Source organism: Gordonia spumicola (genome assembly GCF_009932475.1).
In the GTDB taxonomy this organism is placed as follows: domain Bacteria; phylum Actinomycetota; class Actinomycetes; order Mycobacteriales; family Mycobacteriaceae; genus Gordonia; species Gordonia spumicola.
The window spans coordinates 327,621-349,500 of sequence record NZ_BJOV01000003.1 but is presented as its reverse complement, the minus strand read 5'-3'; the positions used below and the strand labels follow the sequence as shown (position 1 = coordinate 349,500).

21 protein-coding genes are annotated in these 21,880 nt (G+C 70.4%); 11 read left to right on the top strand and 10 right to left on the bottom strand.

Annotated features, from left to right (window positions below):
* Positions 1–247 precede the first annotated feature (247 nt).
* Both GYB83_RS07700 and GYB83_RS07695 read right to left on the bottom strand, forming a co-directional pair.
* Entirely contained in the window at positions 248–757 is a 510-nt protein-coding gene (locus GYB83_RS07700) for a flavin reductase family protein (RefSeq protein ID WP_161894939.1), read from the bottom strand.
* Entirely contained in the window at positions 754–963 is a 210-nt protein-coding gene (locus GYB83_RS07695; protein WP_161894938.1) for a hypothetical protein, read from the bottom strand. Before GYB83_RS07695 ends, GYB83_RS07700 begins: the two co-directional genes overlap by 4 nt.
* 120 nt (positions 964–1,083) lie before the next feature.
* On the opposite strand from GYB83_RS07695, the gene GYB83_RS07690 reads away from it, so the two are divergent.
* On the top strand, positions 1,084–1,509 hold the full coding sequence (locus GYB83_RS07690; RefSeq protein WP_161894937.1) for a cold-shock protein: 426 nt from the start codon (positions 1,084–1,086) through the stop codon (positions 1,507–1,509).
* A 68-nt stretch (positions 1,510–1,577) separates the two neighbouring features.
* Here GYB83_RS07690 and GYB83_RS07685 read toward each other — a convergent pair whose 3' ends face one another.
* The gene (locus GYB83_RS07685) at positions 1,578–2,168 is read right to left on the bottom strand and encodes a DUF2771 family protein (RefSeq protein ID WP_161894936.1); all 591 of its coding nucleotides are present in this window, start codon (positions 2,166–2,168) and stop codon (positions 1,578–1,580) included.
* 37 nt (positions 2,169–2,205) lie between these two features.
* Positions 2,206–4,098 (bottom strand): MFS transporter, encoded by a 1,893-nt coding sequence (locus GYB83_RS07680; protein WP_371865016.1) that lies wholly within the window; start codon positions 4,096–4,098, stop codon positions 2,206–2,208.
* Positions 4,099–4,168: 70 nt separating this feature from the next.
* On the opposite strand from GYB83_RS07680, the gene GYB83_RS07675 reads away from it, so the two are divergent.
* Genes GYB83_RS07675 through GYB83_RS07665 form a run of 3 tightly spaced genes read left to right on the top strand, consistent with a single transcriptional unit; the run spans position 4,169 to position 8,194 of the window.
* Positions 4,169–4,933: a DUF3027 domain-containing protein gene (locus tag GYB83_RS07675; protein ID WP_161894934.1), complete on the top strand. Its 765-nt coding sequence runs from the start codon at positions 4,169–4,171 to the stop codon at positions 4,931–4,933.
* Positions 4,917–7,577 carry a sacsin N-terminal ATP-binding-like domain-containing protein gene (locus tag GYB83_RS07670; RefSeq protein ID WP_161894933.1) on the top strand — a complete coding sequence of 887 codons (2,661 nt, stop codon included), beginning with the start codon at positions 4,917–4,919 and terminating at the stop codon, positions 7,575–7,577. The genes GYB83_RS07675 and GYB83_RS07670 overlap by 17 nt, the downstream gene beginning before the upstream one ends.
* Positions 7,577–8,194 carry a phosphatase PAP2 family protein gene (locus tag GYB83_RS07665; protein ID WP_161894932.1) on the top strand — a complete coding sequence of 206 codons (618 nt, stop codon included), beginning with the start codon at positions 7,577–7,579 and terminating at the stop codon, positions 8,192–8,194. The genes GYB83_RS07670 and GYB83_RS07665 overlap by 1 nt, the downstream gene beginning before the upstream one ends.
* A gap of 15 nt (positions 8,195–8,209) precedes the next feature.
* Here GYB83_RS07665 and GYB83_RS07660 read toward each other — a convergent pair whose 3' ends face one another.
* On the bottom strand, positions 8,210–8,458 hold the full coding sequence (locus GYB83_RS07660; protein ID WP_161894931.1) for a DUF2530 domain-containing protein: 249 nt from the start codon (positions 8,456–8,458) through the stop codon (positions 8,210–8,212).
* A gap of 84 nt (positions 8,459–8,542) precedes the next feature.
* Here GYB83_RS07660 and GYB83_RS07655 point away from each other — a divergent pair, with 84 nt between their 5' ends.
* Positions 8,543–9,994 carry an NCS2 family permease gene (locus GYB83_RS07655; protein WP_161894930.1) on the top strand — a complete coding sequence of 484 codons (1,452 nt, stop codon included), beginning with the start codon at positions 8,543–8,545 and terminating at the stop codon, positions 9,992–9,994.
* A 70-nt stretch (positions 9,995–10,064) separates the two neighbouring features.
* Here the strand turns inward: GYB83_RS07655 and GYB83_RS07650 are convergent, their stop codons facing one another.
* Positions 10,065–11,261, bottom strand: coding sequence for a GNAT family N-acetyltransferase (locus tag GYB83_RS07650; protein ID WP_371865015.1), 1,197 nt, complete (start codon positions 11,259–11,261; stop codon positions 10,065–10,067).
* Positions 11,262–11,314: 53 nt separating this feature from the next.
* Between GYB83_RS07650 and GYB83_RS07645 the strand changes: the two genes are divergently transcribed.
* Positions 11,315–12,163, top strand: a complete 849-nt coding sequence (locus GYB83_RS07645; RefSeq protein WP_228461289.1) for a TrmH family RNA methyltransferase — start codon at positions 11,315–11,317, stop codon at positions 12,161–12,163.
* A gap of 13 nt (positions 12,164–12,176) precedes the next feature.
* Here GYB83_RS07645 and GYB83_RS07640 read toward each other — a convergent pair whose 3' ends face one another.
* The 3 genes from GYB83_RS07640 to serC form a co-directional block, all read right to left on the bottom strand.
* A complete protein-coding gene (locus tag GYB83_RS07640) occupies positions 12,177–12,986 on the bottom strand; it encodes a DUF6928 family protein (protein ID WP_161894929.1) in 810 nt (269 codons plus the stop codon).
* 4 nt (positions 12,987–12,990) lie between these two features.
* Complete coding sequence (gene sepH / locus GYB83_RS07635) at positions 12,991–13,839, bottom strand: septation protein SepH (RefSeq protein WP_161894928.1); 849 nt, start codon at positions 13,837–13,839, stop codon at positions 12,991–12,993.
* Between the two features lie 130 nt (positions 13,840–13,969).
* A complete protein-coding gene (gene serC / locus GYB83_RS07630; RefSeq protein ID WP_161894927.1) occupies positions 13,970–15,106 on the bottom strand; it encodes a phosphoserine transaminase in 1,137 nt (378 codons plus the stop codon).
* A gap of 106 nt (positions 15,107–15,212) precedes the next feature.
* Between serC and GYB83_RS07625 the strand changes: the two genes are divergently transcribed.
* Positions 15,213–16,127: an ABC transporter ATP-binding protein gene (locus tag GYB83_RS07625; protein WP_228461288.1), complete on the top strand. Its 915-nt coding sequence runs from the start codon at positions 15,213–15,215 to the stop codon at positions 16,125–16,127.
* A complete protein-coding gene (locus GYB83_RS07620) occupies positions 16,124–17,704 on the top strand; it encodes an efflux permease Rv1217c-related protein (RefSeq protein ID WP_161894926.1) in 1,581 nt (526 codons plus the stop codon). The genes GYB83_RS07625 and GYB83_RS07620 overlap by 4 nt, the downstream gene beginning before the upstream one ends.
* Before the next feature lie 12 nt (positions 17,705–17,716).
* Here GYB83_RS07620 and yczE read toward each other — a convergent pair whose 3' ends face one another.
* Positions 17,717–18,367 (bottom strand): membrane protein YczE, encoded by a 651-nt coding sequence (gene yczE / locus GYB83_RS07615; RefSeq protein ID WP_186349739.1) that lies wholly within the window; start codon positions 18,365–18,367, stop codon positions 17,717–17,719.
* 61 nt (positions 18,368–18,428) lie between these two features.
* Here yczE and yczR point away from each other — a divergent pair, with 61 nt between their 5' ends.
* The 3 genes from yczR to GYB83_RS07600 are packed head-to-tail and all read left to right on the top strand — an operon-like array spanning position 18,429 to position 21,852.
* The gene (gene yczR / locus GYB83_RS07610; RefSeq protein ID WP_161894925.1) at positions 18,429–19,889 is read left to right on the top strand and encodes a MocR-like transcription factor YczR; all 1,461 of its coding nucleotides are present in this window, start codon (positions 18,429–18,431) and stop codon (positions 19,887–19,889) included.
* A 32-nt stretch (positions 19,890–19,921) separates the two neighbouring features.
* Positions 19,922–20,563 carry a pyridoxamine 5'-phosphate oxidase gene (gene pdxH / locus GYB83_RS07605; protein ID WP_161895553.1) on the top strand — a complete coding sequence of 214 codons (642 nt, stop codon included), beginning with the start codon at positions 19,922–19,924 and terminating at the stop codon, positions 20,561–20,563.
* Complete coding sequence (locus tag GYB83_RS07600; protein WP_161894924.1) at positions 20,563–21,852, top strand: MFS transporter; 1,290 nt, start codon at positions 20,563–20,565, stop codon at positions 21,850–21,852. Before pdxH ends, GYB83_RS07600 begins: the two co-directional genes overlap by 1 nt.
* Positions 21,853–21,880: the final 28 nt, after the last annotated feature.

Below are 21,880 nucleotides of genomic sequence, written 5' to 3'. Positions count from 1 at the left end.
GAGCAGGGCTATTCGTTTAGGTCGGTTGCCATCGTCTTGATGACGACCGACCTGAACACTACGGCTTGGTTGGAATTCGTTCACCCGGTCCGTGAGAGGCCGTTTCTACCGGTGAGTAACGCGTTTCGGACACCCGTCGGCGTCGTCGCAGTTCACCGGCCTGACACCCGGTCTGTATCCGGTTCGTTATCACTCTGTTATGTGACAAGGATCACGTCTAGATTGAGACGCCCGCCACGCGCACGGCTCACGATTGCACACGCCGCGCTTCGAGGGCGCGGAACGTCGACGCGTGAAAGACGAGCGGTTCGACGGTCGGATCGCTGCGCAGGGCGTGAATCCGCAAGAGGACGACGTGGTGATCACCCGCGGGCACCTCTTGTACAACCGAGCAGTCCAGGTGGGCTGCGGCGCCCGTGATCATCAGCGCGCCCGATTCGGTGACGAAACGCTTCACTCCGTCGAACCTCTGCTCGGGCGGTCCCGCGAGGCGACGGCAGATCTCGCCCTGGTGTCCGGCGAAGACGCTCACGCCGAGTCTGTCGGCCGACGACAGGCGAGGCCACGTCGTCGAGCCGTCGCGCACGCACACCGACACCAGCGGCGGATCGAGGGACACGGTCGCGAACGAACTCGCCGACATGCCGACGTCCCCGCCGTCGACGGTTCGGCGGCACACCGCGACGACGCCCGTCGGGAAGCAACTGAAGGCTCGCTTGAGCGCCGCGGCGTCGGCGACCGGCAGGAGGTCGGTCATCGACTCCGGCGTCCCGACCGCAACGCGAAGATCAGCCCGAGCAGGAAGCCGATGGGCGCGCCGAGCGACAGCAGGTACAGCGTGGTGACGATGGCCGTCGAACTGTCGCGGACCGGCGGCAGAATCAGCAGCAGTGCCGCGACCATTCCGATTCCGAACGCGATCACCGCCGTCGGCAACAGCCGGGAGGGCTTCTGGGTCTGCATGACGTCCACGGTAATCCAGGGGCGTAGAATCTGTTCCAGTGCGCCTCTGCTCCCGCTGCCAGCGAGCATGAGGCGCTTTTCACTAGCTGGCAGCTGTAGAGATCATTGAGGGTGAGTGCTGTGCCTAGCGGCCGAGTGAAGTGGTACGACGCGGAGAAGGGCTTCGGCTTCCTGTCGCAGGACGACGGTGAGGACGTGTACGTCCGCGCCAACGCCCTGCCGTCCGATGTCGCGGACCTGAAGGCCGGCCAGCGAGTGGAGTTCGACATGGCCGCGGGCCGCCGCGGCCCCCAGGCTCTTCGGGTGACCGTCCTCGAGCCCGCGCCGAGCGTCGTCAAGAACAGTCGCGAGGCGCGGCGCGAGACCAAGCGCCCCGACGTCGAACGCAAGAGCCCCGACGAGCTGCACGGACTCATCGCCGACCTCATCACCCTCCTCGAGGGCACGGTCCAGCCGAGCCTGCGCAACGGTCGTTACCCCGACCGCAAGACCGCCCAGCGGATCTCCGAAGTGGTCCGCGGCGTGACCCGCGAACTCGACCGCTGACGTCGGCACGACGGCACCCCGCCTGACCTCGGTCGGGCGGGGTGCCGCTTTCGCGTGCGCGTGGCGGCCTAGCCGCGGACGTCGGGGAGTTCGGTGGTGTTGCGGACCACGTAGCCGTCGGGGCGGGTGTCGATCGTGAACGTGGCGCGCATGAAGATCGAGCCGTCGGGCGACTCGATGCCGTTGGGAGAGTCCTCGAAGACGGTCGCGACGGACTGGACGTCGATGCCGAGGAGCACCCGGTCCCGGGTGCTCGTCAGTGTCGTGGTGAAGACGTCGTCGCTCCGGTTGAACGTCACCACACGCTGCACGCCGGTCGGTGTCGCGTACTGCGCGTAGAGGAACCACGGTCCGACGGCGACGTCCTTCGGCACCGTCAGCATCAGCGTGGTGTCGATCGGCGTCGTGGCCCGAGCGATCTGCAGCGGAACGCTCTTAGCGGTGCGCGGATCGACGGGAGAGCAGCCGGTCATATCCGGTTCGCACCAGTAGTTCGGCTGTGCCCGCACCAACGTCTCGGTGGTCTGGACGGAGACTGTCGGGAGCTGATCCTCACTGTCGCTCACCATGACGGCGGTGAGTCCTGCGATGAGGACGAGCGCCGTCGTGACGGCCGCGGCGAGGATCGCCAGCGCCTTCTTGTCTCCGGGTTGCAGCACGAGAGAATCCTGTCGGTCGTTCGGTCGAAAACGTGAATCAGCGGGCGGTACGGCGTGTCGGGGCGCCGCTCGGCCCGGAGGGCGGGACGGCTGCGAACGCCACAGTCGGCGCCGCATGGTCGGGGCGACGTCCGCCGAAACCGGGGATCAGTGTCGCCCCTCGGCTGGTGAGGACCGTCTGCACGGTTCCGATGCCCACCATCACAGCCACAACGGTGAATCCGAGGGACAGGCTGGGCGGCTTGTGATCACCGAGCAGGACACCGACGCCCGCACCGATCACCCAGCAGAGCTGCAGCACGGTCTCCGACCGGCCGAACGCCGACGCCCTGGACTCCTCGGGCAGGTCGTCCTGGATCGACGAGTCCATGCACACCTTCGCGATGGCGCTTGTCGCAGAGCCGACGAAGCCGGCGACCACCACGAAGATCATCGAGCCGAAGATCGCGGCCAGCAGACAGGCGACGAAGGTCGCCACGGTCGCGAGCAGCACGATCTTCGTCGGATGCTTCAACTCCAGTCGGGTGCCGAGGCCGTTGCCCAGGAAGTTTCCGACGCCGGCCGCGGCGCCGACGGCTCCGAGCATCAGCATCTGCTCCCACCCGGAACTCGACGACTGAGCCTTCGCGTAGAACGCGATGTACAAGGTCAGGAAACCGGTGAGGATGCGGATGGTGCCGTTGCCCCACAGACCGGTGACCACCGTGCGGCCAAGCGGTTGGCGCATCTTGGACGCCAGTTCGCGCGAGAAGCTCGTGCCCTTGGACGGCGCCTCCTCGGCGTCGGGACTGCCGCGGTAGGTGAGCGTCGTCGGGACCTCGCCCTCCGTCGACTCGACCCAGGCCGGGATCTTCATGCAGAAGTACGCGCCTGCGGCGGCCACCAGGCACAGCCACACCATCGCGCCGGGAACGTGGAACGGGAGCGCCTTGGCGAGGAGCAGTTCGAAGACGCCTGCGATCGCACCGCCCACCATCGTGCCTGCGACCAGGCCGAATGTGGTGAGACGGGAGTTGACGCGGACGAGGTCGATCGACGGCGGCAGCACGCGCGGTGCGACGGCCGACTTGAGGACGCCGAACGACTTCGACAACACCATCAGGCCGAGCGCGGCCGGGTACAGGACCCACGGCTTGTACTCGAGCTGCATCTTGTCGGAGTCCCATGACGAGTTGACGATGATCAGCAGGCCGAGCACCACGCGCAGGGCGAATGTCGTCGCCATCGCGAGACGGCGGCCGTGTTGCAGGCGGTCGAGGATCGGACCGATCAGCGGCGCGATCAGCGCGAACGGTGCGATCGTGATCGCGAGGTACAGGCCGACGCTGACTTTCGATTCGCCCGTCGCGGCCGCGAAGAACAGCGTGTTCGCCAGGGCGATCGCCATCGCGGCGTCCACCGCGGTGTTCGCGATGACGGGCAGGGTGAGGGCGGTGAGGCCCGAGCGGTCGGCTCCGTCGGCCGTCGCCGCCCGATGCACCATCTGGGCGCCGCGTTCGGTGAAGTACTTGGACCGTCGTGCCATCACGCGGACCACGGTCACCTTCTTCGGAGGCACGTATTCGGCGTCTCTGCGTCGGTCCGAGCGGTCGGCGTCGAACGCCGTCGTCGGCTCGTCGTACGGGTCGGCCTGCGGCGGCAGCGGCGGAAGGTGTGGATTGTGCGTGCGCGGCGGCAGGTAGCCGTTGGACGCGGGGCGCCCACGCTGCGGTTCCGGTGCGTCGAACCGCGCGGTGGGCACACGGCCCGGCCGGCGCGGTGCGTCGGCCGGATAGTTCGCCTGACCGGGATGCGGGGCAGGGCGGCGCGGCCGCCGGGCCTGCGGTTCGCCCGCGCGGGGATCCGGGTTGCCGGACTGCGGACGGGGGCGACCGCTTGCCCCGCGGTCGTCACGAGATCCACGGGTGTTCACACGTCGATTGTTCCTCATCGGTGCGACAAGCGCGCGAACCCGTTCCCCTGACGTGCGTCGGAGGGCCCGGCTATTGCACACTGGACGGGTGAGTGTTGCTTTCGAATCCCCTCGACTCGTCGACGCGGTGGACGTCGCACGCGCCGCGCTCGTCGCCGAAGGCGAACAGCCCGGCCCGCACACCGGTGCTCGAGCCGAAGGCGAGTACGCCGCCGCCCACTACTTCGACGCCGGACTCCCCGGTTACCGGGGCTGGCAGTGGTGCGTCGTCGTCGCCGGCGCGCCGGAGTCGTCCGAGGTCACCGTGAGCGAAGTGGCACTGCTGCCGGGCGGGGGAGCGCTCCTCGCCCCGGACTGGGTGCCGTGGAACGAACGCATCGCGCCCGGCGACCTCGGGCCGGGCGACCAGTTGGCCGCACCGGCCGACGACCCCAGACTGGTGCCGGGACAGATCGACACCGAGGACGTGAGTCCGCTCGACGCCGACGAAGTCGGTCAGGTGAATGCCGCGATCGGGCTCGGACGCAAACGACTCCTGTCGTTCGAGGGGCGCGCCGACGCGGCGGCCCGCTGGTTCGACGGCGACTTCGGTCCGGCGTCGCCGATGGCGCGAGGCGCCCGCCACTCGTGCGGTTCGTGCGGCTTCTACCTGCCGATCGCGGGCGCCCTCCACGCCGGCTTCGGCGTGTGTGCGAACGAGTTCGCCGCCGACGGACGCGCGGTCTCCGTCGAATACGGCTGCGGTGCGCACTCGGACGTGACGGCGCCGACCGGCGCGGGCAGCCCCGCATACGACGCGTTCGACGACGGCGCCGTCGAGATCGTCGCGCGCACCGGTGCGTCCGACGCCTGACCCGTTCGGCACCGCCGCACTTCGCGAGGCGGCCCTCGCGGCGTGGTCGGCGTCACCGACCCGGATGGCGGAGGACGCGGCCGCCGAACGCGAACTGGCCGACATCGGCTACCGCGGCAGACTGCTGACCGAACTCGCGGCGAACGCGGCCGACGCGGCGGGCGCCGACGGGGTGCTGGCGATCCGCCTCGACGGGACCGTCGTGCGGTTCGCGAACACGGGCGAACCGCTGACCCGCGACGGCGTGGAGTCGCTGACGGCGCTGCGCGTCTCGCCGAAGGCGACGACACGATCGGCGACGACGGTGGGTCGTTTCGGTGTCGGATTCCGGGCGACGGCCTTCGCCGACACCGTCGTCATCGCGTCGACCAGCGGGTCCGTCGAATTCAGCCGTGCCCGGACCGACGAACTCGCCCCCGGTGCGCCGTCGCAGCGTCTGGCGTGGCCGTCCGACGCCGTTCCGCCGGCGGGATTCGCCACCGAGGTGTCGATCGACGCCGGCGATGAGGCCCGCGCGCTGGTCGACGGTTTCGCCGACCAGATCCCCGATCTGCTGGTGGAACTGTCCGCCCTCACCCGGATCGTCCTCGACGGCGCGGTCTACACGCGGACCGTCGACGGCGACCACGTGGTCATCGACCGGGACGGGCAGGAACTGCATCGATGGTTGACGGCGCGCGTCGGTGCGACGTCGTGGATGGTCCCGATCGTCGACGGCGCCGTCCGTCCCCTCGACGGCGACGTTCTGCGGAGCCCGACGGCGACCGGCGTGGAACTGTCCCTGCCCGCCCGCGTGATCACCGACCTGCCGTTGACCCCGGATCGCCGCGACGTGCACCCGGACGCCGACATCGCATCGGCGGCCCGCGGCTACACCGAACTGGTGGCACTGGCCCCGGATCGGGACAAGCATCTGCTGATCCCCCGGGCCGCGCTCGTCTCCGGCCGCGTGGACGCCGTGCTGCGGTCGGCGATCACGGCCGACCTCGCCGTCGCGCGGTGGGTCCCGACGGTCGACGGGTCGGCGATCGCGCCGGAACGGGCGTGGGTGCTGCGCGGGCTGTCGACCGCGTTGGCCGCGGTGCTCGCCGACGTGATGGAGCCGCTCGTGCACCCCGACGTGTCCGAACGGGCGAGCGCCGCCGCCCTGACCCGCCTCGGAGCCCGTGAACTGGGCCTCGCCGACGTCGCCGACCTCCTCGGGTCCACCACCAGGGAGCCGTCGTGGTGGGCGGCGCTGTACGCGGCGCTCGGCGACCGCGTCCAGACCGGCGACGATGCGGCCGAACTCGGCGCGCTGCCCGTGCCGAGGGTGGACGGCCGCATGCACTTCGGCGCGCGCGGGCTCGTCGTCGTCGGCGGACTCGGACCCGACGACGGCGCGCCCGACTGGATGCCGATCGTCCATCCCGACGCCTACGACCCGCTCCTGGACCGCCTCGGCCTCGACCGCTGCACCGTCGACGATGTGCTCGCCGACCGGGCACTGGCCGCCGCGGTCGACGCCGCGGACGATCACTCCGACCTCGCCGACACGGTTCTGCGACTGCTCGCGCTGACCGACGGACGTCCGGTCGCCGGTCTCGGCGGTCTCGAACTCCGCGGCTCCGACGGCGACGAGTGGCCCGCGGACGAACTGCTGATGCCCGGCGCGCCACTGGCGGCCGTGCTGACCGACGACTCGCCGTTCGGGACCGTCGCCGACGACGTCGTCGAGCGGTACGGGCAGGGGCCGCTTCGCGCCCTCGGCGTCGGGTGGGGATTCGGCGTCGTCCACGACAGCCTGCCGACCGGCCCCGACCACGACCTGCCCGACGAGGACGAATGGTGGGACGGCTTCGACGTCCCGCCGGAGCGGGTGGACGCGGTCCGCGACCTCGACCTCGTCGACCCGGCCGAGTGGGTGCGGGCGCTGGCCCTGCTCGCCGACGATCCGACCACGGCTGGCCTGCTCGACGACGGCTACACCCGGTGGTGGCTGCGGCGGTACGCCGAGATCGACGGGACCGCGCTGCGTCTGCTCCGCGCGGTGGACGACACCCGGTTCGTCGGACTGTTCGCGGCCGTGTCGGACATCGGGCCCGCACTGCTCGTGGGCGACGGCCCCGACGACTCCGACGACGCGCAGTGCTGGCTCGACGCGCTCGCCGATCCGACCCGCGAGGTGAGCGCGGGCGTCGCGGTCCGCGCGCACGCCGCCCTCGTCGCCGCGGTCCGCGCCGGACGCGTCGACGTGGCGCGGGTGGATCCGCCCGCGGGCGTGCGCACCCTGGCCGGGACCGTCGCCGACCGGCCGATCGTCGTCGACCGACCGTGGCTGACCGCCGTGATCCCCGCCGATCGGGCCGTCCTGCCCGGCGTGGACGTCGACCCGTCCGACGCCGCGCTGCTCGCCGACCTGCTCGACGCCGACCTCGCGAGCGACGTGTGCCGGGCGCTTCCCGTCGCGGGCGGACGGCGCGTCGACGCCGACTCGTCCGAAGCGGTCCGCCTCGCGGCGCTGCACGGCCGACCCGCCATCGCTCTCGTCGTGCACGAGCGTCTGACGGTGACCATCGACGTCGACGGCGTGGAGCGCACCGTGGACGTCGCACGCTGGGTGGACGACGCCGGAACAGAACACTCGGTAGGTTGGAACGCGTGATGGCCCCGTTCCGAATCGATCACCGCGTGACCGACGCGGTGATCGGCGACCGGCACGAACCGTGGATCTCGCTCATGCAGTTCGTGACGGTGTGGGGCGACACGTTGACCCTCGCGCTGGTCGTCATCGGGGTCGTCGTGCTGGCCTGGCTGGCCGGACGCATCGACTTCGCCGCCCTGATCGTGTTCGGGTCGCTGACCGGATACGGGCTGATGGCGGCCCTCAAGCTGATCTTCGCCCGCGACCGGCCGCCCGTCGCGGACCGTCTGATCGACGTCGGCGGGGCGTCGTTCCCGTCCGGACACGCGATGATGTCGATGATCGTGTACGGACTGGCCGCGATCATGGCGCACCGAATGTATCCGAGGGTCCGACGGCACGCCTGGTGGCTGCTCGGCGCGCCCCTACTGGTGGGGCTCGTCGGCTTCAGCCGCGTCTACCTCGGCGTTCACTGGCTCAGCGACGTCCTGTTCGGGTGGCTGTTCGGCCTCATCTGGGTGACCGTGTGCGTCGCCGCCCACATCCAGGGCTCGCGCCGCCGCCAGGCCCGCCGGGCCGCTGCCCGCGCCGCGGCGTCGTCCGACCGGAGCGCGCGCATCGCGAGCATGTCGAGCTGACACACGCCTGGGGCGTCAGTCGAGTCCTTCTTGAGCGCCGCGAGACCCCCGACGGACGGCCGTGCGCTGGACGAGGACGAGCGTCGTGCCGAGCACGCCGACACCCAGACCGACGAGGCACACGGTGAGGGCTCGATCGCCGCCCACATCGCCGAGCCACACGACGAGGGTCGCGACCAGCCAGGCCGCCATTCCGACGACTATCACCGGCTCCGGGGCACGGAGTCGTGCGGGCAGCTCGGGGATCGGTGTCTCATCGGCCATGGTCACAGGGTAGCTTTTCTGCAGTGGTGCGCAGTTCGTGCACCGTCCGACCGAACCTGCATCCGCCACGCGAAGGGTGAACCGATGACAGATGCCGCTGGAAAGCCCGCCGGTGGTGTGCTCGACCGATACTTCAAGATCTCCGAACGCGGGTCGACGATCGCCAGGGAGGTGCGCGGCGGTCTCGTCACGTTCTTCGCGATGGCGTACATCGTCGTCCTGAACCCGATCATCATCGGCGGTTCGCACAACACCGACGTCGACGGGAACTTCCTCGACCCCAACCAGGTGACCGCCGTGACGGCGCTCGTCGCGGGTGTCATGACTCTGCTGTTCGGTCTGGTCGCGAACTTCCCGTTCGCGTTCGCCGCGGGCCTCGGCATCAACAGCCTGCTGGCGGTCACGATCGCACCGCAGATGAGCTGGCCGGCGGCGATGGGCCTGGTGGTCATCGACGGTGTCATCATCGTCCTGCTCGGCCTCACCGGTGTGCGGACCGCCGTGTTCAACGCGGTGCCGAACGAGCTGAAGGCCGCGATCGCCGCGGGCATCGGCGCGTTCATCGCGCTCGTCGGCCTGGCGAACTCCGGCTTCGTCACGCACGGACCCGAGCACGGTCCGCCGGTCTCGCTCGGCGTCGACGGCTCCATCGCGACCGTCCCGACCCTGCTGTTCTGCATCGGCGTCCTGCTGATGGGCGTGCTCGTGGTCCGCAAGGTCCCCGGCGGTCTGCTGCTCGGCATCGTCGTCATGACGATCGTGTCGATCATCGTCGAAGCGATCCTCGGACTGAAGTCGGGCGCGGAGCAGGCTGGCGGCTGGGCCATGAACGTGCCCAAGCTGCCCGACGGCGTCGGCGGACTGCCCGACCTGTCGTTGGTCGGCGACGTCGATCTGTTCGGCGCGTTCACCGGAGCGTTCGAGCACGTCAGCATCCTCATCGCCTGCGTCTTCGTGTTCAGCCTCGTGCTGTCGAACTTCTTCGACGCCATGGGCACCATGACCGGCCTCGGCAAGGAGGCCGGACTCACCGACGAGAAGGGCAACCTGCCCGGCATCGGCAAGGCGCTGGCCGTCGAAGGCGTCGGAGCCGTCGCGGGCGGCGTCGGCTCGGCTTCGTCGAACACGGTGTTCGTCGAGTCGTCGTCCGGTATCGCCGAGGGCGCCCGGACCGGTCTCGCCAACGTCGTCACCGGCGTGTTGTTCCTCGCCGCGATGTTCTTCACCCCGCTGTACAAGATCGTCCCGATGGAGGCCGTCGCTCCCGCCCTCGTCGTGGTCGGCGCCCTGATGATGGCGCAGATCAAGGAGATCGACTTCGCTCGATTCGACTACGCGCTGCCCGCCTTCCTCACGATCGTCGTCATGCCGTTCACGTACTCGATCGCCAACGGCATCGGCGTCGGTTTCATCGCGTGGGTGGTCCTGCAGGCTTCGCAGGGCAAGATCCGCCAGACGCACCCGCTGCTGTGGGCAGTGGCCGCGCTGTTCCTGGTCTACTTCGCCCGCGGACCGATCGAGAACCTCATCAACTGACGATCCGCGCCCCAACGATGGTGACGTTCTCCGGTGTCAGACCGGGTAACGTCACCATCGTTGTGTGCGGTCAGAAGTAGGTGCCCGAGAACGGCGCTCGGGACGCCCGGAACATGGCGTCGAGCAGCCGGACCGCCTCGGCATCGCCGGTGATCCGGCCCGCGGTCGCGAGATCGCGCGCGGCGACCCCACCGAGGTAGAGGCTGGACAGCACGGCGATGTCGAGTGTCACGTCGGCGGGCGCGTCGGTCCTGGTGATCGCGGCGTCGCCGTCGGACACGCGCAGTCCGTAGCGTCCGGCACGGTCGGAGTACGCGTCGCCCACCTCCAGGACGATCACCCCGTCCGCGCCGTACACCCGTGACGCCAGGGCGTCGGCCACGTCGAGGATCGACACCCACAGCACGTCGGAGAGGCCCTTCACCGCGACGGCCCGGACATCGGTCAGGGCGTGCGGGAGACTGTCGTCCACGGGCAGGTCGACGTGCACCGACGTGATCAGGTCGAGCGCGGTGAGGACGCGCCACAGGTCGTCGTGCGCCTGATCGGTGACGGCGACGAAGTCGTCGACCGTCGCGGTGTGCTCACGCGCGTCGATGCGGTACGACGCGTACCCGTCGTCGTGCAGCAGGTAGTGGAGTCCCGAGGTCTGCGAGTTCCGACGGAAGCCGCGATCGGCGACGATCGACGGCCACCACGCGTCCGGACGGCCGATGGCTCCGGGCCGGGTCGCGGCCCAGCGTGCGTGGATGTCGGGGAGACGGGTGGACACCTCGTCCGCCGTCGCATACCGCACGCGGGAGTCGTCGGGCGCGGGCGTGCGGAAGGCGGCCGTGGACGGGTCGATGTGCACCGAGTGCGCGAACACCGCGGGACCGAAACCGAAGCGTTCGTAGATGGTCGCCTCCGACGCGGTGAGGATCGCCAGGCTGTGGCCCGCCGCCCGCCAATCCGCGAACTGCGTGTCGAGCATGCGACGCAACAATCCTCGCCGACGGTGAGTGGCCGCGACCGACACCCATGACAGGCCCGCCGTCGCCACCTCCCGGCCCCCTGGAACCGTCATCGGCAGGACGAAGTACATGGAGAAGGCGACGATCCGATCCGCGTCGCGCACGACATATGTCGCATCGTCGGGGAACTTGGCGCGGAACTCGATCTGCTCCTCGTCGGGCAGGGGCGCCGGTAAGGCGAACGCGCGCGCGTCCATGCGGAAGATCTCGGGCCAGTCGGCATCTGTCGCGGGGGACATCGTCAGCGAGGTCACTCGTCCACTCTGCCATTTTGAGTCTGCGGCCCGAGGTGTGCCACCGTGAACACGTGAACAACCGTCAGGCAGTCGAGGTCATCGACATCACCGATCCGCTCGACGACCGGGTCGACGACTTCCGCGACCTGAACTCCGTCGACCGCAGACCCGACCTGCCCGCGCTGCCCGGGGGACGTGTCGGCAAGGCCCTCGTGATCGCGGAGGGCGTGCTCGTGGCGCAGCGGATGATCCGGTCGCGGTTCGCCCCGCACGCCTTCTTCGGGGTGGACCGCAGGCTGTCCGAGCTGTCCGACGACGTCGTCGAGCAGCCGGGCGGCGTGCCCTTCTACCGGGCGAGCGCCGAAGTCATGGCCGAGGTGATCGGTTTCCACCTGAATCGGGGCGTCCTGGCCGCGGCTCGCAGGCCCGAGCCGTTGACGGTGCCGCAGGTCATCGACGGCGCACGCACGATCGCGGTCCTCGAAGGCGTCAACGACCACGAGAACATCGGCAGCATCTTCCGCAACGCCGCGGGCCTCGACGTGGACGCGGTGATATTCGGCGCCGGATGCGCCGACCCGCTGTACCGGCGGTGCGTGCGTGTGTCGATGGGTCATGCGCTGCTCGTCCCGTTCGCCAAGTCGGACGACTGGCCCGGCGACCTGCAGGTGCTGCGCGACAACGGGTTCCGGACGATCGCCCTCACACCGGGCGAGGGCAGCGTCGCGCTGCGCGAGGCGGTGTCCGGGGACGGCGACGCGAAGCTGGCGTTCCTCGTCGGAGCGGAGGGCCCGGGCCTGAAAGAGCACACGATGCGGTCGTGCGACGTGCGCGCACACATCCCGATGAGCCGGGGCACCGACTCGCTCAACGTCGCCACGGCGGCCGCCGTCGCCTTCTACGAGGCGCTGAGCGGGTAGCGACGCCCTGAGCTCAGATTCGACCGCGGAAGCCGAAGTAGCGGGAGATCGGGCCGGGCCCGCGCGACGACGGCGGGTCGTCCGAGACGGGAGCGATGGGGGCCGTCACCTCGACGTCGGCGGGCGACACCGCCGCCGGGACCGGCTCCACGCGTCGCGACACCCGCGACGCGGGAACGGCGCCGGAGTCGGCGGTCCGGATCTCGTACGAGTACAGCGGTATCGCGTCGACGGGCGTGTCGCCGTCTCCCGCAGGCGGTGTGAACCGGAACCCGAGCCACTGCCGGTTGGCCTCCTCGGCCAGCTCCGCCGGATGAAACGGCAGGTCCAGTGGGTCGCGGACGGCGTCGGGGAGATACTGCAGGGGGCGCTCGCCCGCCCAGAACGCGCTCTCGAACGGATAGGGGACACCGAGGTCGGCGCGGATCGTCGCCGGTGACGCCGCGAAGGCACGGACCAGCCTGCCCTGCTCCCATCGGGCGAACGTGCCGTTCGACGACTCCGGGTCCAACGAGAGCAGCAGCACCGTGCGGTCGGGCGCGAGCCGGGAGATGAACTCGGTCAGCTCGTCGGGCGACGTCGTCGCCAGCGACCGCCCGGCGAGTACGGCGAGGTCGCCGTAGTGGCCCGCGAACAGTTCGTCGTCGCCGGCAGACGCCAACGACGACAGGTCGGTCGCGGAGACGGCGGACGGGACGCTGTCGGTGAACGCCTCGGCGATGAACTCGTCGGTGCGGTCGGGGTCGGCGACGACGCCGCGACGCAGCTGCTCGGCCGGGTCGGGGCAACCGACCAGCCACAACGTGGTGGTGTGAACGAACACCTGCCTACTCTCCGGGATGACTGCGCACGCCGAGGAGGACGTCCTCCCACGCGGGGACGGTCGGCGTCGCGCGCTTGCTGCGGTGCTTCGGATGCGATTGCGGCGTCGTCGTGCGCGGTACGGAATCGTCGAAGTCGAGCTCCAACGGTCCGGCGCGTTCGGGTCTGCGCTGCTGTTCGATCAGGTGGTCCGCGTCGACGGTCACCTCTTCGTGGCCGTCGGCCATCGTCTCGTGTTGGCGGACGGGGGCGGGCGGGACGACGGACATCGTCGTGCGCCGGACGGCGCGCGCCAGTTCGGGTTCGGTGAGTTCGACGGCGTGGTCGTCCAACGGTTCGGTGACACCGCCGTGCGAACCGGGGGTGAACCTCCAGTGCGCGAACTCGACGTCGCCCGCGCCCGGCCAGCTCACCTGCACCACCCAGCGGCTGTCGTCGCCGCGCCACGCGTCCCATTCGGCCTCGGACGGCGAGTCGCCGCGCAGGGCGAGGCATTCGGCGACGAGCTCGCCGAGGGTCGACGAGCTGGCTCCGTCGATGCCGGACGGATGGGATGCGCGGGCCAGCTCGGCCGCGCGCATGCGCTCGAGCAGTACCGGGTGCGCGAATCGCGCGATCTTGTCTTCGGTCACTCCGGTGACGCCTGCGAGCTCTGCGACGGTGGCGCCCGCGCGGATGCGGGCCTGGATCTCGCGGGGGCTCACATCGGCGACGGTGTGGGCGGGCGATGCGGCGGGCGCGAGCGCCGAGCGAACAACGGCGTCGACCGCGAGGGTGAACTCGTCGCCCGATTCGGGGTCGACGCAGACGATGTCGCCGTCGGGATCGACGCGCTGCGCCTTCAGCTTTCGCACACGACCCTCCTCCGGTTCCTACGTCCGCGGATGTTCTTCCCAGCCTAGGCCACTGTACCCACAGAAAACTGATGGACACGCGGCGAACACCTGGTTCACCGCGTGTCCATCGGTTGGACTACCAGTTGCGTCAGAGGCGCTCGACGACGTAGTCGATGGCCTGCGTCAGCTTCTGCACGTCCGACGGGTCGATAGCCGGGAACATGCCGATGCGGAGCTGGTTGCGGCCGAGCTTGCGGTACGGCTCGGTGTCGACGACGCCGTTGGCGCGCAGCGTCTTCGCGACGGCCGCGGCGTCGACGGAGTCGGCGAAGTCGATGGTGCCGACCACCTGGCTGCGGTGCGCTGCGTCGGCGAACGGCGACGCGTACTCGCTGGCCTCCGCCCACGAGTAGAGGATGTTGCTCGACTCGGCGGTGCGGCCGGTGCAGAAGTCCAGGCCGCCGTTCGAGTTCATCCACTCGATCTGGTTCTTGAACAGCAGCAGCGAGCCGAGCGCCGGGGTGTTGTAGGTCTGGTTCTTCGAGCTGTTGTCGACGGCGGTCGGCAGCGACAGGAACTCGGGGCACCAGCGGCCGGACGCGTTGATCTCCTCGACGCGGGCCAGGGCTGCCGGGCTCATGATCGCGACCCAGAGGCCGCCGTCCGACGCGAACGACTTCTGGGGAGCGAAGTAGTAGACGTCGGTCGCGCTGATGTCGACGGGCAGGCCGCCCGCACCCGAGGTCGCGTCGATCGCGATGAGTGCGTCGCCTGCGGCCTCGGGACGCAGGACGGGAACCGCGACGCCCGTCGAGGTCTCGTTCTGTGCCCAGCCGATGAGGTCGACGCCCTCGACGTCGGCCGCGGTGATCGCGGCCGGGTCGGGCGCGGTGCCCGGGTCGGTGGAGATGACCTTCGGGTCGGCGAGGAACGGGGCCTTCTTCGTGACCGTCGCGAACTTCGACGAGAACTCGCCGTAGGTCAGGTTCAGGGCGCGCTCGCGGACGAGGCCGAAGGCCGCGGCGTCCCAGAAGGCGGTGGTGCCGCCGTTGGAGAGGACGACCTCGTAGCCCTCGGGCAGCGAGAACAGGTCGGCGAGGCCCTCGCGGACGGCTCCGACGACGTTCTTGACGGGCGCCTGGCGGTGGCTGGTGCCGAACACCGACGCGCCGGTGTCGACCAGCGACTGCAACTGCTCGGGACGGACCTTCGACGGGCCGCAGCCGAAGCGGCCGTCGACGGGCAGGAGGTCGGCGGGGATGGTGATCGCAGCGTTCTCGGTCATGACGAGAAGTCTAAGGCGCGCGCGAGCGAAGCCGCGATTCCGTCCGATTCGCATCCGACAGGAGCACTATGAACAGAACAGATAGTTCGACTGGTGGAGGCACACGGTGGGCTTGACCGATTCGGTGATCGACGTCGAAGGACTCCGGAAACGCTTCGGATCGTTCACCGCGCTGGACGGCCTCGACCTCACGGTGCGCGCCGGCGAGGTCGCCGGGTTCCTCGGGCCGAACGGTTCGGGCAAGTCGACCACCATCCGAGTGCTCCTCGGTCTGCTCCGTCGCGACGCCGGGCGCGTGCGGGTGTTCGGTTCCGACCCGTTCAGCGACGCCGTCGCCGTCCACCGTCGGCTGGCGTACGTTCCGGGCGATGTGACGCTGTGGCCGCACATGACCGGTGGCGAGTGCATCGACTTGTTGCTCGCGATGCGCGGGATCCGCGGTGCGCAGGCGTCGGACCGGGCCGAACTGATCGAGCGGTTCGGTTTGGATCCGTCGAAGAAGTCGGACGCGTACTCCAAGGGCAATCGTCAGAAGGTCGCGTTGATCGCGGCGTTGTGCGCGGACACCGACCTGCTGGTGTTGGACGAGCCGACGTCCGGCCTCGATCCCCTGATGACCCGCGAGTTCGAGCGTGCCGTCGCCGACCGCGCCGCGCGGGGTGCGGCGGTGTTGATGTCGTCGCATCTGCTGTCGGAGGTGGAGTCGATGTGCTCGACGGTCACCATCGTCCGGGACGGCAGGACGGTTCTCGCGGGCGAATTGTCGCGGCTGCGGAACCTGCGCCGGTCGCGGGTGTCGGCGACGGTCTCGGGCGGCGCGTCCGCGATCACGGACCTGGACGGTCTCGGCGACGTGTCCGCCGACGGCGACCACGTCGAGTTCACCGTCGACCCGGTGGTGCTGCCGACGGTTCTCGTTCGTCTCGGGGCCCTCGACGTCCGCGGGCTCACCGTCGCGCCGCCGAGCCTGGAGGACTTGTTCCTGCAGGCCTACGACGTGTCGCCCGAGGCGACCACGTGAGCGGGCTGCCGCTGTTGCTGCGGGCAGGGATCCGGCGCGACCGAGTGATCGCCCCGCTCACGGTGGTGCTGTTCGTGCTTGTCAATGTGTCGACGGCCGCGTCGATCCGGGCGATGTACTCCTCACCCGAGCAGGTGGCGACCCTGCGCGCGGGAGCGGGGTCGAACACGGCGTTCGTGTTCCTCCTCGGCCCGCTGCCCGCGGACACCTCGCAGGCGGCCCTGGTCTCCTGGCGGGCGGGGCTGTTCATGATCGCCGCGCTCGGCGTGTGCGCGGTGATGACCGTCGTCCGGCAGACGCGACGTGAAGAGGAAGCCGGGCGCACGGAACTGGTGCTGGCGGCGGGTGTCGGACGCGTGGTCCCGCTCGCCGCCGGATGCCTCGTCGCGGCCGCGACCGTGCTTGTCGCCTCGGCGGGCATGGCGGCGGTGATCGGCCTCTCCGGCGGCGGAGCCGCGCCGACCGCGATCGTCTTCGGGCAGTATGCGTGTACCGGTCTCGCCGCGGTCGGGGTGGCCGCGGTCTGCTCCGAAGCGGCGGCCAGCGCCCACAGCGCGAACATCGCGGCGGCGTCGATCGTCGCGGGCGGCTACCTCCTGCGCGGGGTCGGCGACGCGGCGGCCGACCTGTCGTGGCTGCGGTGGACCAACCCGATCGGCTGGGCCGAGCGGATGGCTCCGTTCGACGACGACAACCTTGTCCCCGGGCTGGCGAGCCTCGGCGTCGCGGTCGGCGGGATGCTGGTGGCCGGATGGGTGCGGCGACGCCGTGACCTCGGCTCGGGCCTGTTCGGCCGACGGGCCGGACCGTCTCACGGGCCTGCGGGCTGGTCGACGACGGGGATCGTGTGGCGACTGACCAGGACGCAGACGTCGTCGTGGGCGTCGGGAACGGCCGTGTACGCGTTCGTCGTGGGCTTCCTGTCGTCGCAGGTCGCCGATTTCGCCGCGGGCAACGCGTACGTGGAGAAGATCATCGACGCCACGGGCGCGGGCGGCATCACCGACGGGTTCGTCGTCGCGATGACGGGATTCCTCGCGGTGGCCGCGGCCGGCGGCGGCGTCGCGATCGTGGTGTCGATGCGCGCCGAGGAACGCGCCGGGCGCGCCGAGTTGATGCTCGCCGCGCCCGTGTCTCGGCTGCGGATGTACGGCGTCTACCTGGGGTGGGCTGCTGCGGCGGCGGTCGCGGTGCTCGGCTTCGCGGCGTCGGGCGTCGGCCTCGGATCGTGGGCCTCCGGCGGCGACGCCGTCCACGTCGCGGGACTCGCCTTCACCACGGCTGCCGTGTCCGTGCCCGCGGTGACGCTGGTGGTGGCGGTCGTCGCGGCGCTGTACGGACTGCGGTCGTCATTCGCGGTCGCGGGCTGGCCGATCGTCCTCTCGGCCCTCGTCCTCGGCCCGCTCGGCGACCTGGTCGGCGTCCCGTCGTGGCTCCGGCGGGTGTCACCGTTCACCCACGTCCCCGCGGTGCCGGTGACCGCGTCCGCGTGGCTCCCGCTACTGGTCACGACCGTGCTGACACTGACTGTGGCCGCCGTCGGCGCCCTGTTGTACCGCGGCCGTGACATCGGCTGACCGGGAACGTGTTCAGTCGACGGCGACCGCGGGCCGGTCGTCGGCGGGTTCGGAGCGGCCGGAGACGGCGTCGCCGACCTTGAGCACGCGGGCGAACAGCTGGATGAGCGGTCCGACGCCGACCGCGTAGAGGACGGTGCCGATGCCGAGAGTGCCGCCGAGCGCGAAGCCGACGGCGACGACGGTCACCTCCATGACGGTCCGGATCAGACGGACGGACCAGCCGGTCCGGTTGACCAGGCCGGTCATCAGGCCGTCACGCGGTCCGGGACCGAATCGGACGCCGATGTACACGACGGTCGCGAACGCGTTGACCACGATGCCGCCGAGCAGCATCGGGACCGCGACAGTCAGGGCGGGACTGTCGGGCAGGTGTGGTGCGACGAGGTCGAAGACGACGCCGAGGACCAGCACGTTCGAGACGGTGCCGAGGCCGGGCCGCTGCCGCAGCGGTATCCAGGCGAGCAGGACGGCCGCTCCGACGATGATCGACACGGTGCCGATGGAGAGGTGCACGTGTTCGGCGACGCCCTGGTGCAGGACGTCCCACGGGATGTTGCCGAGGCCCGACCGCAGGATCATCGCCATCGACGCGCCGTACAGGGCGAGGCCGACGTACAGGCCGACGATCCGACGGGTCAGGGAGAGTGCTGTGCTGCTCATGTCGCCAATTCTGCGTCCAACTGGTCTGGTAATCCATAGCCAGTTGGGGAACACTGGTCTCATGATCGCAGCCACTGGCACCATCGGAGCCCGCACGCTCGCCCAGCGTCTCGGAGCCTGGCGACCGGACGGCCCGCAGCCCGCGTACCAGGCGTTGGCCGACGCCGTGCGCGTCCTCCTGCTCGACGGCAGGGTCGCCGTCGGAACCGCGGTGCCGAGCGAACGAACACTCGCCGAGGCGCTCGACGTCAGCCGCACGACAGTCGGCGGCGCCTACGCGGCCCTCCGCGACAGCGGGCATCTCGCATCCCGGCGAGGTGCCCGGAGCGTGCTCGGACTGCCGGTCTCCGTGCCGGCCGAACCGTTCGATTTCGGAGCCGAGGCCGACATGTGCAAACTCAACATCGCTGCGCCCGCCGCGCCGGACCAGGTGGTGCACGACGGCTACCGGCACGCCCTCGACTGCGCGCCGACCTATCTGACCGGCACCGGGATCTATCCGAACGGGCTGCGTGCACTCACCGAGACGATCGCCCGTCGATACTGCGAGCGAGGTCTGCCGACGACGCCGGAACAGATCCTGGTGACGTCCGGCGCCCAGCACGCGCTCCGGCTGATCCTCGACACCCACGTCGCGCCCGGCGAGCGCGTCGTCGTCGAACAGCCGACGCACCACGGGACGATCCTCGCGCTGACCAGACATCGGGCGCGGCCCGTCGCCCTGCCGTTGGACGGCGATCACGGCTGGGACCTGGACCAACTCGACTCCATCGTCCGGCTCCAGCGGCCGAGCCTCATCTTCGCGATACCCGACTTCCACAATCCGACCGGGCTGCTGCTCGACGCCGACGGTCGTCGTCGACTCGGCGAGATCGCGGCCCGACACCGGGTGCTGCTGGTGATCGACGAGACGATGGTCGAACTCGGTCTCGACCGCGACGCCCCGCCGCCCGTGGCCGCGTTCGCGCCGCGCGGGGCGCAGGTGATCACCATCGGATCGGCGAGCAAGACCGTCTGGGCCGGACTGCGCGTCGGATGGATCCGCACCGACACCCCACCCGACCCGTACGTCGTCGCCCGCTACGAACTCGACATCGGGAGCGCGGTGATGGAGCAACTCGCGGCGGCGTACGCGCTGGATCACCTCGACGACTTCCTGCCCGCGCGGCGCGACTCGTTGCGGGCGTCCCGGGCCGCGGCTCTCGCGGCGATCGACGAGCATCTGCCCGGCTCGACGGTGGTGCCGGGAGTCGGTGGACTCTGCCTGTGGGTCCACTTGCCCAGACCGGTGGCGACGACGACGGCTGCCGCTGCCGCATCGCTCGGCGTCCGACTGACGCCGGGCGGCTCGTTCGGTCCCAACGGCGGCCTGGAGAGCCACATCCGGATTCCGTACACGCTGCCCGTCGAGAATCTGGTCCGCGGCATCGAGTCGGTCGGCCTCGCGTACCGGCGCGTCACGGGGGCCGACGCTGTCGTCTCGACGGCCGACACGGCACTCGCCGAACGACTCGTCGTGTGACGCCCTACTGTGAACGAGTGGAACTGTCGAACATGCGCGTCGGATACGGAACCGGCAGGGACGGCGTGAGCGCGAACCTCGACCCGTCGTGGCTGGTGGGCGACCCGCCGTGGCGTTCGCTGTTCGACGCGTGGCTCTCCGAGGCCGTCGACTCCGGGGTGGTGGAGCCGAACGCGATGGTCCTGGGGACCGTCGACGCCGACGGTCGCCCGGCCACCCGCACAGTGCTGTGCAAGGGCGTCTCCGACGCCGGGATCACATTCTTCACCGGCTACGACTCGGACAAGGGCCGGGCGTTGGCCGCCAACCCGTACGCGTCGGCGACGTTCCCGTGGATCTCGATGGAACGGCAGATCCACGTGCGCGGCAGCGTCGTGAAGGTCGATCCGGCCGAGACCGTCGCCTATTGGAACTCCCGTCCGCGCGGATCGCAGTTGTCGGCGCGGACATCCGACCAGTCCCGCCCCATCGAGTCGAGGGAAGCCCTCGAAGCGGCGGCAGCCGAGGTCGCCGCCCGGTTCGACGACGCAGTCCCGGTTCCCGAGCACTGGGGCGGGTACCGGATCGAACCCGACGTCGTCGAGTTCTGGCAGGGACGCGCCGATCGTCTCCACAATCGGGCGCGGGCCGTCCGCGAGGGCGACGGCTGGCGCGTCGAACGACTCCAGCCCTGATGGCTCGCATCCTCGCGGACACCACCCCGCTCAAGAATCGGCACTTCCGGCGGTTGTGGTGGGCCAACATCATCACCGTCATCGGCGCGCAGCTGACTGTCGTCGCGGTGCCGGCGCAGATCTACGCGATCACCGGCAGCTCGGCGTACGTCGGCCTGACCGGCGTGTTCGGCCTGGTGCCGCTGGTCGTGTTCGGCCTGTGGGGCGGTGCGCTGGCCGACGTGTTCGACCGGCGCCGGATCCTGCTCGTCACCACGCTCGGCCTGATCGCGACGAGCGTCCTGTTCTGGGTCCAGTCGTTCGCGGGCTGGGACGACGTGTGGATCCTGCTGTGCGTGTTCGCGGTTCAGCAGGCGTTCTTCGCCGTCAACCAGCCGACGCGGACGGCCGTCCTCCCGCGGATCCTGCCGCACGAAGACCTCCCCGCCGCGAACTCGTTGAACATGACGGTCATGCAGGCCGGTGCGATCGCCGGCCCGCTGATCGGCGGAGCCCTGATTCCGATCCTCGGGTTCTCGCTGCTGTACCTCGTCGACGCCGTGTGTCTGCTCGCCACCCTGTGGGCCGTCGTCGGACTGCCCGCGCTGGCGCCGGAGCTGGCGGACGGCCGACGACTGCAGACCCCGGGCCTGCGGTCGGTGATCGACGGCCTCGGCTACCTGCGCGGCCATCCCGTGCTGTTGATGTCGTTCGTCGTCGACCTGATCGCGATGATCTTCGGCATGCCGCGCGCCCTGTTCCCGCAGATGGCGCACGAGAGTTTCGGCGGCCCGTCCGACGGCGGGTTCGCGTTCGCGCTGCTGTTCATCGCGATTCCGCTCGGCGCGGTGGTCGGCGGCGTCCTGTCGGGCTGGGTGTCGAGGGTGCACCGGCAGGGTCGGGCGGTCGTGATCTGCATCGTCGTGTGGGGACTGTCGATCGTCGTCTCCGGCGGCCTGCTGTTCTTCGCGCACGGTTCGGCGCTGCCGATCCTTCCCCTCGTGGTGGTGGCCCTCATGGTCGGCGGGGCCGCCGACATGGCGTCCGCCGCCTTCCGTCAGACGATGCTGCAGTCGGCGGCCACCGACGACGTCCGAGGCCGTCTCCAGGGCGTGTTCATCGTGATCGTCGCGGGTGGACCCCGCATCGCCGATGTGGCGCACGGCGCGACGGCCGCCGTCGCGGGCACCGCGGTCACCGTCGCGGGCGGTGGCCTGCTGGTGGTCGTCGGGACCGTCCTCGCGGCCCTCGCAGTCCCCGCCTTCTGGCGCTACCGAGCCTCCGTCCGGTCGGGTCCCGACGTGGCGTAGACGCGCCGCGTGCCGCACCCGGCCGTTT